This window comes from Nostocoides veronense (assembly GCF_039531185.1).
GTDB classification, from domain to species: Bacteria; Actinomycetota; Actinomycetes; order Actinomycetales; family Dermatophilaceae; genus Nostocoides_A; species Nostocoides_A veronense.
In genome coordinates this window covers 19459-32393 of record NZ_BAAAPO010000036.1, presented here as the reverse complement: position 1 = coordinate 32393, position 12935 = coordinate 19459, and the positions used below count along the sequence as shown (strand labels likewise).

Here is a 12935-nt window from a genome sequence, read left to right as displayed (position 1 = left end):
GGCGGCGACCTCGGCCTGCAACGCCGCCGCGAGCATCGCCCGGGCCCCTTCGCGGGCCAGCTCGTCCAACATGTCCCCGCCAACCGCTACCGGAGCGTGCTGGTTGGATCGCGGGTCTTGGTCTACTACGGTGAGCATGAGCGCACCTTCCCGAACCAGCGCGCCAACGCCGGTCCTGATCAGAGCTACTAGGACTTCAGATCTTCCTCGGGAAGGTGCGCTCCCTCACGCCACCCCGCCGAAGGCCATCCACAGGTTCTGATCATTGCTCCCAACGAAAGGCCGCTGAGCCTTCCGCCCTACCGCTGGAATTACTAGAGCCAGCTCAGGAGTGGACGACGTAATGCAGGATCACGTCGTGGGTGTGCTTGGCCTTCTCGGAGCCGCGCAGAAGCACCTCGTAGGTGCCATGTGAGGTGTGGATCGCGACCGTCGTCTCCTCGGTGAAGCGACCGAAGACGGAGGCATTTGAGGCATAGGACACGGCGACAATCTTCGAGTAGGGAATCGAAGTCACCGCCACCCGACCGCCGGCAAAACTGTTGTCCTGCAAGATGACTCGACGGTCCGTCAGGCCGATGAAGCCAGTGCCAACATCTTTGCCGTCATAGACCGCGAAGACGGTCTCGTCCGGCAGCAACGAGTTCTGGACCACCTGGAGTTGGTCCTTCTTGTCGTAGTAGATCTCCTCGGCCACCGAGCCGACCTCCTCGTATGTCGTCCGCCCGCCCCGGGGCACGAAGCCCGGGAGCGCTGTCGGCGCCCAGCCTGCCATGCGGCATACGGTGGGGCCATGGGCAAGATCGAGATCGTCGAAGGCGACATCACCCGGGAGAAGGTCGATGTCATCGTCAATGCCGCCAATTCCTCGCTACTCGGCGGAGGCGGCGTAGATGGTGCGATTCACCGCGCGGCCGGACCGGAACTGCTCGCGGAGTGCCGAGACCTGCGGTCCTCGACATTGCCCGACGGGCTGCCGCCGGGCGACGCCATCGCCACCGGCGCCTATGAGATCAAGAAGGTGAAGTGGATCGTCCATACGGTTGGCCCGAATCGCCATGCGGGACAGACAGATCCGCAGGATCTTGCCCGCTGTTTCAGCAATAGTCTGCACCTGGCCCGCAGCCTGTCAGCCCGCAGCATCGCGATCCCCGCCATCGGCGCTGGGGTCTATGGCTGGGACCACGAAACCGTCGCCGACCTGGCGATCCGGGCGGCGCTGGCCGAGCAACGCGAACGCGGCGGGATCGATCGGATCCGTTTTGTGCTCTTCAGCAAGGACGCGGCCGCGATCTGGTCGCAGGCCAAGCTCACCCACCTGGGGCGCTAATCCGACCAGGCTCGCAGCGGGGACAGCAAAACGCCGGGCCACCCATGGGCTGGCCCGGCGTTTCGTGTAAGCGAATACCTCAGGGGCGACCGTAGGTGGCGCTGGAGGACCAAATCGCTCGCAGGCCGGAGGACAGGCCGGTGCGGGGGCTGTCATACATCATGCCGTTGCCGGCGTAGATGCCCACGTGGTAGGCGGGGTAGCCGAAGAAGACCAGGTCACCCGGCTGGGGGTTGCTGACCGGGGTGGCAGCGGCCTGCTGGGCGGCTGCGGTGCGCGGCAGCGAGATGCCGACCTTGGCGAAGATGTACATCGTGAAGCCCGAGCAGTCGAAGCCGGCCGGGGTCGAGCCGCCATACACATAGGGGATGCCGGAGAGCGCGGCGGCGATCGCCAGGACACCGCCGTGCGCCGGGATGGACGGCTGCGGGGCGGGCGTTGGCGCGGGGGTGGTGGCTGCCGGCACCGAGGCGCGCGTGGTGGACCGGCTGGCCGGCGCCTGAGCGGTGCGCGAGGCAACCAGATCCGTCGCGGTGGTCGCGACGACGACCGGCTTGGGCTTGGGCTTCGGCTTGGCAACGGCCTTGACGCCTATGACGCCATAGGAGGCCTTGACGGGACCGACGGCAGCCGGGGCGGTCAGAGTGGGGGCCGTCGCCGTCTTGGCGGCGGGCACGGTCACGACCGGCGCGATGGGCGCGGCCTGGGCGACCGGGAGACCGAAAGCGGTGACCAAGCCACCGGCGGCGGCCAGCACGGCGCCGGTGCGCACAAGAGATTCGGGGCGGCGAGCAGCAGCGCGCGAAGACGACAAAGACACGAAGTGACCTCTCGACGCCTACGAGGTGAGCTGTCGGGTTCGGGCGAGAGTCTGCTGCCCGGCCGTCGCTCCTAGGCTCCGGCTTCACCCCAAGGACGCGACGCCAAGGTCGCGCCCACAAGTGGGTCCCCCGCTCCTACCAAGCGGTGTGCGAGTGGTCCAGCGTCGCCCGGGGGTAGGACTCGGCGACCCAGGCTGCCGGTGTCCACGTAAGGCGTGGACACCCGCACGACGGTAGCGAAGTTCCCCGAAAATGTCACATTCGGGTCACGGCGGGGCGACGAATGGGCGACATCGCCTGGCCGACCAGCGGAATCGTCAGGGAGTGACACCCGCCGCGACGAAGACGTGATCGGCGATCTCGGGCGGCAATGAGACGCCATCGGTGAGGGGCCGGCCCGCCCCCACCGCAATGACTCGACCGTCCGCCCGGTGGACATCGGCCTTGCGACCCGGCACCACACCGCTCTCGGTGAGCAACTGAAGGGCCTCGTGATCGACCTGAACCGGTTCACCGATGCGGCGCACCACCACCCGGCACGGATCGTCGCTGGCGATATCGGACAGGGTCACCAGGCCGGCGCGGAAACTCTCGGACGTGGCACCCTCGCCGAGAAGTTCGTCGAGACCCGGAATGGGATTGCCATAGGGCGAGGTGTAATCACCGCCGAGCATGTCCAGGATGCGCCGCTCGACGCGTTCGGACATCACATGCTCCCAGCGGCAGGCCTCGTCGTGGACGTACTCCCACTCCAGGCCGATGACATCGACAAGCAGGCGCTCCGCCAACCGGTGCTTGCGCATCACCCGCGTCGCGAGGACGCGCCCGTGGTCGGTGAACTCCAGATGCCGGTCCCCGGCCAAGGACACCAGACCGTCGCGCTCCATCCGAGCGACCGTCTGCGAAACGGTCGGCCCGGAATGCCCCAGACGCTCGGCGATGCGGGCACGCAGCGGCGTGATGCCCTCTTCGTCGAGTTCAAAAATCGTCTTGAGGTACATCTCCGTGGTGTCGATCAGGTCACTCACCCGGGCATCCTCTCATTGACCCGGCGCGAGCGGTCCAAGGCGGCGACCCACCAACCGATCCAGCCGGACGCCACCATGCCGGCAGCCCCGACCACGACAATTGCCGGTGCGAGCCCGACGATCGCGATGAGACCGCCGGCCGTCAACGGGCCACCAGACATCCCGATATCGCCGAACAGGCGCCACCCGCCGAGGTACTTGGCGCGATGGATCCTGGGGGCCGTGTCCGCACCGAGCGTGATGACGATGCCGGATCCGAGTCCGTTACCGACCGCCATGAGCACGGTGACCGCCAGCACCTGCCCGAAATCGTGCGTCAGCGGCAGCAGCACCAGGCCGAGCCCGAGCAGGACGGCCGTGGGGACCGCCACCCACGCCCGGCCGAGGCGGTCCATGACCGCGCCGGCCGGATAGAACAGGCCGATCTCGACGAGCGAACTCACGGCGAAGATCAGCGAGATCTGGGCCGCGCTGAGTCCGACATGGTCGCCCCACAGCGGCACGATGCTCATCCGCAGGGCGCGCAGCCCGTTGATTGCGGTGACCCCGAGTCCCAGGGTGGCGAGCGTATGCCGATGCCCCCACAGCACCGCGCGGACGCTGGCCGGGTCGGCCAGCCCCGCTCGGCGTTCGTCCACGCCGAGGTCCTCGACTTGGAGCACCAGTCCCAACGCCAAGATGGACATCACCGCACTGAAGATGAAGGCCACCCGCGGGCCGAAGGTAGAGATCAGCGGCACCGCGAGCAGTGGCCCCAAAAACATCCCGACCCGGTGACTGCCACCGAGGCTCGACAAGGCCCGAGCACGCAGGTGAGATGGGACGGCGTCGATCATGAAGCCCTGCCGGGCCAACAAGAAGACGCTCCACGTCATACCCGTGATGAGGGTCGCCGCAGCCAACACGATCAGGTGCGGCGACCACGCACCGAGCAGAGCGACCGCTGCGCCAACTGCGGACGCGGCAACCATGGCCCGGCGCTCGCCGACTCGGCTGATCAACGCCCCCGCGGGCAGCGAGGTCGTCACCTGCCCCACACCCAGCAGAGCGCCGACGAGCGCCGCCTGACCGACGCTCGCGCCGAGCTCGCGGGCGAGCAAGGGCACAATCGGGATCGCCGCGCCATACCCCATCGCCTCCAGGACTGTCGGTCCATAGGCGCTGATCGCGACGGACCGCAGGCGAAACTCCCCCGCTGTCGTATGCGGACCGCCCACCCCCGCGGGCCCGCTCACCTCAGCCCCCGCTTGGGCACCGGCGGGCCGCCTGTCACGGCTGCCGGCGGCTCACCGACCACGCCTGCTCATCGTCCAGGGTGCCCGGCGCGATCTTGGAGAAGACCAGCCGGTCGTGCAGCCGCGAGCGCCGACCGCCCCAGAACTCGACCTCGTGCGGCACGATGCGCCAGCCACCCCAGCCCGGCGGGCGGGGCACGTCCGCAGGAGAACCGGTGTCGGGATAGCGGGCGGCGAACTCGGCATACCTCGCCTCCAAGTCGGCCCGCGAACCGATCGGCGCGGACTGATCGGAGGTCCAGGCCGAGATGCGCGACCCCCACGGCCGGCTCGCGAAGTAGGCGGACACCTGCTCATCCGCCAGCCGCTCAGCCCGCCCGCGCACCCGGATCGCCCGGAACATCGAGGGCCAGGTGAGCGAGGCAGCGACCGACGGATTACTGACCAACTGCCGGCTCTTGGTCGACGACAAGGAGGTGACAAAGCCCAGACCCTCCGGTTCGAAGAAGCGCATGAGCACGGTGCGGACATCCGGAACGCCCAACTCATCGACCGTGGCGAGCGACAAGGCTGTCGGCTCGGGCACGTCGGCTCCCGTGCTCGCCCGCTCGACGGCCTCGCGAATCCATCGGTCGGCCTGCCGAAAGGGCGTAGCGGCTAGGTCACGCTCATCGAGGCCATCGCCGGAATAGTCAGTGCGCGGGGCGAGCGATTCGGTCATCCCGGCAGGTTATGTCTTCGTTCCGACAACCCCACGCGACGGACCACCGTCCGAGCCAGGCGCCAACCTGATTTAGGCTGTCACCCGAATGTCGGCAGTGGGGCCCACACACGGGCACCCCTGACGACACCGATCCGTGACAGTGTCCACCGACACCACCGGCAGGAATGGGGCAACTCCATGAGTGACAGCGACGTCAAGCACGGCCTGGAAGGCGTTATCGCGTTCGAATCGCAGATCGCCGAGCCGGACAAGGAAGGCGGCGCGCTGCGTTATCGCGGCGTCGACATCAAGGAACTCGTCGGTCGTGTCAGCTTCGGCCAGGTGTGGGGTCTGCTGGTCGACAATGAGATGGATCCGGGCCTGCCGCCCGCCGAGCCCTTCCCGCTGCCGGTACACACCGGAGACATCCGCGTCGACGCCCAGTCCGCGCTCGCCCAGCTCGCCCCCGTGTGGGGTTTCCGGCCGCTGCTGGACATCGATGCCGCCGAAGCTCGTGACAATCTCGCCCGGGCCTCCGTCATGACGCTCTCGTTCATCGCGCAGTCCGCGCACGGCCAGGGGTCCCCGATGGTGCCGCAGCGCCGCGTCGATGAGGGCAAGACGATCGTCGAGCGCTTCATGATCCGCTGGCGCGGCGAGCCCGACCCCAAGCACGTCGAGGCGATCGACGCCTACTTCATCTCGGCTGCCGAGCACGGCATGAATGCCTCCACCTTCACGGCGCGGGTCATCGCCTCGACCGGCGCCGATGTCGCGGCGTGTCTTTCGGGGGCCATCGGCGCCCTCTCGGGTCCGCTTCACGGCGGTGCCCCGAGCCGGGCCCAGCACATGATCGAGGGGGTCGAGCGCACCGGCAATGCCGAGCAGTATGTTGCCGACGTCCTGAACCGTGGCGAGCGGCTGATGGGCTTCGGGCACCGCGTTTATCGCGCCTACGACCCGCGTGCCGCTGTCCTGCGCGACACCTGCAAGCGCCTCGGCGCCCCGCGCTACGAAGTCGCGGCCGCCCTCGAGAAGGCCGCCATCGCCGCGCTCGCCGAGCGCTACCCGGAGCGCAAGATGGAGACCAATGTCGACTACTGGGCGGCCGTGCTGCTCGACTTCGCCGAGGTCCCCGGCGAAATGATGACTCCGCTCTTCGTCTCCGCCCGCACCGCCGGCTGGGCCGCGCACATCCTGGAGCAGAAGAAGACCGGCCGCCTGATCCGCCCGAGCTCGAAGTATGTCGGCCCCGGCCCCCGCCCGCTCGAGGACGTCAAGGGCTTCCGCCCGCTCGTCTGAGTTCTCTCGACGGCGGGTAGCGAGTGTGAGCGACCCGATGCTGGACACCCCGCCGCGCGGCGGGGTGTCTTTGCTTGTATGGAGTGCGTGACTGCATCGCTCACCGACCTCAAACTTCCCGACGATCTGCTGCCGGCCGACGGCCGGTTCGGCTGCGGCCCCTCCAAGGTCCGCCCGGAGCAGGTCGCCGCGCTCTCCGCCCTCGGCACGACCGTTCTCGGCACCTCACACCGGCAAGCGCCGGTCAAGAATCTCGTCAAGGCGGTCCGCGAGGGCCTGAGTGAGCTCTTCCAGTTGCCCGAGGGGTATGAAGTCGTCCTGGGCAACGGGGGCTCGACGGCTTTTTGGGATATCGCCGCCTTCGGCCTGGTCCGCGACCGCGCGCAGCATCTGGCGTTCGGCGAGTTCTCCGCGAAGTTCGCCTCCGTGACCAAGGGCGCCCCCTTCCTTGGCGAGCCCACGATCGTCAAAGCCGACCCGGGGAGCCGGAGCACGGCATATGCCGAAGCTGGCGTGGATGTCTACGCCTGGCCCCACAACGAGACCTCGACCGGCGTGATGGCAGACATCACCCGTGTCGACGGCGCCGACGATGACGCGCTGGTCCTCATCGACGCGACCTCCGGCGCGGGCGGCCTGCCCGTCGACATCACCCAGAGCGATGTCTACTACTTCGCCCCGCAGAAGTGCTTCGCCTCCGATGGTGGCCTGTGGCTGGCGATCTTCTCCCCCGCCGCCCTGGCCCGTGTCGACGAGATCACCGCGAGCGGTCGATGGGTGCCTGACTTCTATTCGCTGCCGACCGCGATCGATAACTCGCGCAAGGATCAGACCTACAACACCCCCGCCGTCGCGACGCTGGCGATGATGGCCGAGCAGTTGCGCTGGATGAACAACAACGGCGGCCTCGCGTTCACCACCAGCCGCACTGCCGATTCGTCCTCGCGGCTGTATGCCTGGGCGGACGCCTCCCCCGTGGCGACACCCTTCGTCACCGACCCGGCCGCCCGCAGCCAGGTCGTTGGCACGATCGACTTCGACGAGGCCATCGACGCCGCAGCGATCGCCAAGGTCTTGCGCACCAACGGAATTGTCGACACCGAGCCCTATCGCAAGCTGGGCCGCAATCAGTTGCGCGTGGCGATGTTCCCCGCGGTCGACCCCGACGACATCTCCCGCCTCACCGGCTCGATCGACTTCATCCTCGACCGGCTTTGAGTTGATTCGGCTCGGGCCCTCGGTCCGGAGCCACAGCGAGGAGCACGAGCCCGGCGGCGAGCGTCAGTCCATGAATGACGCGTACGGGAGCCGGGGTGAGGCACTCGAGATTGCAACCACACCGGCCTCAGCGCTGCACGCCACCGGTGCTTTTGCCCGCGCCATCGGCCTGATCACGATGGAACTCGGAGGGCAGTTCGTCGGCACCTTCGAGCCCGCTGATCAGCTGTATGCCGCCCTGCTGGCTCATGACGCCGACGCCATCGGCCTCTAGAAATCGTGCCTACGACAGGGCAGCGAGGATCGTGAAGGCGATCATCACGACCAGGACGAACCAGGTGGCATAGCGGCGGAAGCGCGGGGTCATCGGGCGGCCTCGGGCATGATGACCTCGGTGCCAGCGGTGATGCGCAGGTAGGGACGTTGGTGCGGGGCGAAGCTCACCCGCATATTGTCGTGCCGCGCGAGATAGAAGGCGACCATCCCCAGCGCGATGAGCAGGGCGACCGGTCCGATGCCGATCGTCCAGCGCGCGCCGAAGGTGTCGCCGATCCAGCCGATCACGGGCGCTCCGAAGGGCGTGCCGCCCATGAAGATCGCCAAATACAGCGCCATCACGCGCCCGCGCATCGCCGGGGCAACCCGCAATTGCACCATGGCATTGGCCGTCGTCAGTGCGGTCAGAGCGGCCAAGCCGACGGGCACGAGGGCCAGCGCGAAGAGCGGATACGTCGGCGCGAGCGCGGCGAGGGCCGCGGAGGCGGTGAACGCGACGAGCGCCACGAGCAAATGCCGAAGGCGCGGGTTGGCGCGCCGGGCCGAGAGAAGGGCCGCAGACAGAGAGCCGACCGCCATGATCGAGCCGAGCAGACCAAACTCCGTCGGCCCCTTGCCGAACACCTGGGTTGCCATCAGTGCCATCGTGATCTGGAAGTTCATCCCGAAGGTGCCGAGCACGAAGACCAAGCCCATGACGAGTTGCAGATCCGGGCGGCCGCGGACATACCTCAAGCCCTCCACAATCGAGCCGCGGCCGCGCACCCGAGGTGCGGGCGAGAGCGCCGTGACGTCCAAAGCAATCAGCGACCCGAGCACGGCGACGAAGGTGATCGCGTTGAGCAGCAAGGCAATTCCCGTGCCCCACGCGGCGATGACGAGACCCGCGACGGCCGGCCCGATCAGGCGGCCGGCATTGAAGGATGCCGAATTGAGCGCCACGGCATTGGCCAGCCGCTCGCCGGGCACCATCTCGGATACAAAGGCCTGCCGCGCCGGATTGTCGACAGCGGTCGCCATTCCTTGCAGTAGCGCGAGCGCATAGACCTGCCACAGCTGCGCGACACCCGCCACGACGAGCAGGCCCGTCACGAGCGACACCAACCCCAGGGCACTCTGCGTGACCAGCAACAGCGACCGCTTCGCCAGACGATCGACCGCGGCACCGGCCAGCGGCGCCAACAGCAAGAAGGGGAGGAACTGCAGGCCGGTCACGATGCCGAGCGCGCTGGCGGAGTGGTCCGTCAGTTCGGTCAGGACCAGCCAGTCCTGCGCCACCCGCGCCATCCAGGTGCCGATATTGGAGATCAGCGCGCCGGCGAACCAGATGCGGTAATTGCGCACCGACAGGGAGGCAAAGGTGGGGCTCATGTGGCGTTCAGCGCCTCAAGGATCGCCGTCGCCTCCCGCAGCACGCCTTGCTCGTATGCCGTGAGCTCGCCGACCCGGCGCGCCATCCAGGCATCCCGAGACGCCCGGGTGCTCGCCAACACCTCCAGCGCCGCCGGCGTGAGGGTGAGCCGGACGCACCGGCCGTCGTCAGGATCGGGTGCCCGCACGACATACCCCTCCTCCACGAGCGCGGCGACGGTGCGTGTCATGCTCGGGGCGGCAACCTTCTCGGCCTCGGCCAGCGCGCCTGGCGTCGCGATGCCAGCCTCGATGTGAACGAGCACTGAATACAGATGCGGCGCAAGGGCTTCGGGGTTTTCGTACTTGATGCGGCGAGCGATCCGCATACACGCCAGCCGCAGGCGGGCCGCGACGTCGGCGACCTCTGCAAGCTCGGCGGGAGGAGTAGCGGACATGATGGTTAGCTTAACTCATTAGTCTTGCTAACTAATTCCTGTCCAGCATGCAGAAGGGCGCACCGGAGCGATCCGGTGCGCCCTGCGGCAGATGTTCGGGTCAGACGCCGAGGACCGACTTGACCGGGTCGATGGCGAAGTACAGCACGAAGAGCGCCGCAGTGATCCACATCAGGGGGTGCACCTGGGCGGCCTTGCCCTTGATGATCTTGATCAGGACATAGACGACGAAGCCGGCGCCGATGCCGACCGCGATCGAATAGGTGAAGGGCATCAAGATGATCGTCAAAAAGGCCGGCAGCGCGATCTCGATGTCGTCCCAGTCGATGTCCTTGACCTGCTGCATCATCAAGAAGCCGACGACCACGAGCGCGGGAGTCGCCGCCTCATAGGGGACAACCTCCACGAGCGGGGACAGGAAAGTCGCGATGAGGAAGAGCAGCCCGGTGACCACAGAGGCCAAGCCCGTGCGCGCCCCCTCGCCGACGCCGGAGGCCGATTCGATATAGGAAGTATTGGACGACACCGACGCGGCGCCACCAGCCATCGCCCCGACCGAGTCGACCAACAGAATGCGCTCGGAATGCGGAGGCGTGCCTTCCTCGTCGTTCAGCTCCGCCTCGGCGCCGATCGCCACCATCGTGCCCATCGTGTCGAAGAAGTCAGCGAGCAGCAGGGTGAAGATCAGCAGCACAGCGGAGACGACCCCGATGGCCTTGAACGACCCGAGCAGGTTGAAATCCCCGAGCAAGGAGAAGTCCGGGGTGCGGGCGACCGAACTCGGCAGCTTCGGCACATTCAGGCCCCAGCCGGTCGGATTGACCAGTTCGCCCTTGTCATTGTGCTGGCTGCCGATCTTGCCGACGGCTTCGACGATGATCGCCAGCAGGGTCGCGCTGAGGATGCCGTAGAGGATGGCGCCGCGCACCTTGCGCACCATGAGCGTGACAGTGATGAACAGGCCGAGCACGAAGACCAACAGCGGCCAGCCCGCGAGGAAGCCGCCGACACCAAGTTCGCCGAGCGGGCCGCCGGCGGACTTGCGCACGAAGCCGGCATCAACGAAGCCGATGATCGCGATGAACAGGCCGATGCCGACGGAGATCGCCGTCTTCAGTTGTGCCGGCACGGCGTGGAAGACGGCCGTCCGGAAACCGGTCAGCACGAGGATGGTGATGATGATGCCCTCGAGCACCACCAGGCCCATCGCATCAGCCCAGGTCATCTCCGGCAGCTTGGCCACGCCGAAGGTCACGAAGGCGTTCAGCCCCAGACCCGTCGCCATCGCGAGCGGGAAGTTCGCGACGACGCCCATCAGGATCGTCATGACGCCGGCGACCAGGGCCGTCGTGGCGGCAACCATCGGCAGATTGGGCGCGGCGCCGCCGCCGAGGAAGCCACCCGTGGAGTCAGCTTGGGTGCCGATGATGAGCGGGTTGAGCACGACGATGTAGGCCATCGTGAAGAAGGTCGCGAGGCCGCCGCGGATCTCGCGCGAGATGGTGGATCCGCGGGCCGTGATGGAGAAGAATCCGTCGAGTCCGCCGGCGGGCGGTTGGGGGGTTTGACGGGCCGTCGCCCGCGCGCTATTCGCCATGGCGCAAACCCTAGGACACCGCGACGACCGGCCAGAACACGGCGCGGCCCGGTCCGTATGCCGCCCAGCGCAGACGGGTTAGGCTCGACGCCGTGAGCACCCTGCGCCGCGACAATGGCATCCCCGCGCCGCGCGCGCCCGAGCCGGTGAACTTCCGGATGGATCGCATCGTGCTGGCCGGGATGGGCGTCTGGGCGGTGGCGCTGGTGCTCACCTTGATCATCCCCGCGCTGCACCGCGGGGACCGCCACTGGTGGCCGTGGGCCTGCGTCGCGGGGATCGGGCTCGGCCTCATCGGCTATTTGTATGTCCGTCGCGGCCGCGGGAATGCCGCCGACGCCCATCCGGTGCCCCAGGCCGCAGACCCGCAGAGCCACTACTAAGCGGCGCCCCCGGACACCCGTCAGAGGCGAACGGACTCGACCGTGAAGTCGTCGACGATCGGTTCGGGCACGCGTTCGGCGTCGCGGCGATCGATATCGACCTCGCTGTGCGCCCCGCAGCCGTGGTCGATGCTGACCACCGTGCCGTCCGAGGGCGACCACTCGTTGGCGCACAGGCCGAAGACCGAGCGCAGCGCGCCCGTGATCGGCACGAAGAAGCCGCAACTCGCGCACGGAGCGGGCGCCTTCACCGCCACGGCGGCGCCGGGACCGTGGTCCCCGTCATACCACCGCTGCGCGGCCTCAGCCCGCCCCTGCGAGGACAGGACGCGGGCACGGCCGAGGCCGAGTTCCCACAGCGCGGTCGCGTCGACATCCTCATCGCCCGTCGCCTCGAAGCCCGCGACCAGCAGCGGATCGTCCTCGACATAGGGCGTCACATCGCCCGGGCCGACATCGCCGGGGGCGAGCCGATCGGCATAGGGCAGCCACGCCGGAGCCTGCAGCGCGTCGGCACCCGGCAGCAGCGCGGTCTCACAGACCGTCACCGTCTTGCTGCGCGGCGCGCGGGCGAGCGAAACCGTCCAGACCCAGCCGGGATATGCCGAGGCGGTGCAGGCGAACGAGTGCAGCGCAAGGCGTTCGGCCACCATCGTGGCGCCGAGGTGGTCGCCCACACTGCCCGGTTCGGCGCTCTCGGCGAGCGCGTCCAGCGCCAGCTGGACGCCCCCGATGAGGGCCGGATCCGCCTTGACCGCCGCCGACATCAGGCCTCGAGGTCCGCCGCGACGGCGCGCAGCACCTGCGCGGCCTTGGTCGCCTTCGCCTTGTCCGGATAGTGCCCGCGGCGCAGGTCGTTGGAAACGCCGTCGAGCAATTGCATGACGTCCTCGACGATGACGACCATGGCCTCGGTGGGCTTGCGGTCGCGCTCGCGGCGGTTGGCCTGCACGCTCGGAGGCGCCTCGAGGACGGTGACATTCATCGCCTGAACGCCGCGCCGGCCCTGCGCCATGCCGTACTCGACACGGGTCCCGTTCTTGATCGTGGTCGTGCCCTCGGGCAGGGCGTTGGCGTGGAGGAAGACGTCCTCGCCCTCGTCCGCGTCGATGAAGCCGAAACCCTTGTCGGCGTCATACCACTTGACTTTGCCAGTCGGCACGGTGCACCTCGATGTTGCGTTAGCGTTCGAAAACGGGCACGACAGAATCCGTGCCCGCTAACCCAAGGCTAA

Annotated in this window: 15 protein-coding genes, 1 pseudogene and 1 riboswitch; of the genes and pseudogenes, 5 read left to right on the top strand and 11 right to left on the bottom strand. The window is 68.0% G+C overall.

What is annotated here, in order from left to right:
- Positions 1-138: pseudogene (locus ABD225_RS11315) on the bottom strand (IS256 family transposase); the annotation flags it as partial.
- A gap of 187 nt (positions 139-325) precedes the next feature.
- Positions 326-775: a PH domain-containing protein gene (locus tag ABD225_RS11310; RefSeq protein ID WP_344085108.1), complete on the bottom strand. Its 450-nt coding sequence runs from the start codon at positions 773-775 to the stop codon at positions 326-328.
- 18 nt (positions 776-793) lie between these two features.
- On the opposite strand from ABD225_RS11310, the gene ABD225_RS11305 reads away from it, so the two are divergent.
- A complete protein-coding gene (locus ABD225_RS11305) occupies positions 794-1330 on the top strand; it encodes an O-acetyl-ADP-ribose deacetylase (RefSeq protein WP_344085105.1) in 537 nt (178 codons plus the stop codon).
- 79 nt (positions 1331-1409) lie between these two features.
- On the opposite strand, the gene ABD225_RS11300 is transcribed toward ABD225_RS11305, so the two are convergent.
- The 4 genes from ABD225_RS11300 to pdxH form a co-directional block, all read right to left on the bottom strand.
- A complete protein-coding gene (locus tag ABD225_RS11300) occupies positions 1410-2150 on the bottom strand; it encodes a C40 family peptidase (protein ID WP_344085102.1) in 741 nt (246 codons plus the stop codon).
- Position 2151: 1 nt separating this feature from the next.
- A riboswitch (cyclic di-AMP (ydaO/yuaA leader) is annotated at positions 2152-2306 on the bottom strand.
- Positions 2307-2468: 162 nt separating this feature from the next.
- Positions 2469-3179, bottom strand: coding sequence for an iron-dependent transcriptional repressor DtxR (locus tag ABD225_RS11295; RefSeq protein WP_344085099.1), 711 nt, complete (start codon positions 3177-3179; stop codon positions 2469-2471).
- Entirely contained in the window at positions 3176-4414 is a 1239-nt protein-coding gene (locus ABD225_RS11290) for an MFS transporter (protein WP_344085096.1), read from the bottom strand. The genes ABD225_RS11295 and ABD225_RS11290 overlap by 4 nt, the downstream gene beginning before the upstream one ends.
- 34 nt (positions 4415-4448) lie before the next feature.
- Positions 4449-5135, bottom strand: coding sequence for a pyridoxamine 5'-phosphate oxidase (gene pdxH, locus ABD225_RS11285; protein WP_344085094.1), 687 nt, complete (start codon positions 5133-5135; stop codon positions 4449-4451).
- A gap of 180 nt (positions 5136-5315) precedes the next feature.
- Between pdxH and ABD225_RS11280 the strand changes: the two genes are divergently transcribed.
- The 3 genes from ABD225_RS11280 to ABD225_RS11270 all read left to right on the top strand — a co-directional run bounded on the left by ABD225_RS11280 (position 5316) and on the right by ABD225_RS11270 (position 7911).
- Positions 5316-6419, top strand: coding sequence for a citrate synthase 2 (locus ABD225_RS11280; RefSeq protein ID WP_344085092.1), 1104 nt, complete (start codon positions 5316-5318; stop codon positions 6417-6419).
- Between the two features lie 87 nt (positions 6420-6506).
- On the top strand, positions 6507-7637 hold the full coding sequence (gene serC, locus ABD225_RS11275; RefSeq protein ID WP_344085090.1) for a phosphoserine transaminase: 1131 nt from the start codon (positions 6507-6509) through the stop codon (positions 7635-7637).
- Positions 7638-7707: 70 nt separating this feature from the next.
- Entirely contained in the window at positions 7708-7911 is a 204-nt protein-coding gene (locus tag ABD225_RS11270; protein ID WP_344085087.1) for a hypothetical protein, read from the top strand.
- A gap of 89 nt (positions 7912-8000) precedes the next feature.
- On the opposite strand, the gene ABD225_RS11265 is transcribed toward ABD225_RS11270, so the two are convergent.
- From ABD225_RS11265 to ABD225_RS11255, 3 genes are all read right to left on the bottom strand, one after another.
- Entirely contained in the window at positions 8001-9284 is a 1284-nt protein-coding gene (locus ABD225_RS11265) for an MFS transporter (RefSeq protein ID WP_344085084.1), read from the bottom strand.
- Complete coding sequence (locus ABD225_RS11260; protein ID WP_344085081.1) at positions 9281-9721, bottom strand: MarR family winged helix-turn-helix transcriptional regulator; 441 nt, start codon at positions 9719-9721, stop codon at positions 9281-9283. Before ABD225_RS11260 ends, ABD225_RS11265 begins: the two co-directional genes overlap by 4 nt.
- A gap of 100 nt (positions 9722-9821) precedes the next feature.
- Positions 9822-11318, bottom strand: coding sequence for an NCS2 family permease (locus ABD225_RS11255; protein ID WP_344085078.1), 1497 nt, complete (start codon positions 11316-11318; stop codon positions 9822-9824).
- A gap of 92 nt (positions 11319-11410) precedes the next feature.
- Here ABD225_RS11255 and ABD225_RS11250 point away from each other — a divergent pair, with 92 nt between their 5' ends.
- A complete protein-coding gene (locus tag ABD225_RS11250; RefSeq protein ID WP_344085075.1) occupies positions 11411-11701 on the top strand; it encodes a DUF2530 domain-containing protein in 291 nt (96 codons plus the stop codon).
- Positions 11702-11721: 20 nt separating this feature from the next.
- Here the strand turns inward: ABD225_RS11250 and ABD225_RS11245 are convergent, their stop codons facing one another.
- The gene (locus ABD225_RS11245; RefSeq protein ID WP_344085072.1) at positions 11722-12468 is read right to left on the bottom strand and encodes a DUF3027 domain-containing protein; all 747 of its coding nucleotides are present in this window, start codon (positions 12466-12468) and stop codon (positions 11722-11724) included.
- Positions 12468-12863: a cold-shock protein gene (locus tag ABD225_RS11240; RefSeq protein ID WP_344085069.1), complete on the bottom strand. Its 396-nt coding sequence runs from the start codon at positions 12861-12863 to the stop codon at positions 12468-12470. The genes ABD225_RS11245 and ABD225_RS11240 overlap by 1 nt, the downstream gene beginning before the upstream one ends.
- Positions 12864-12935: the final 72 nt, after the last annotated feature.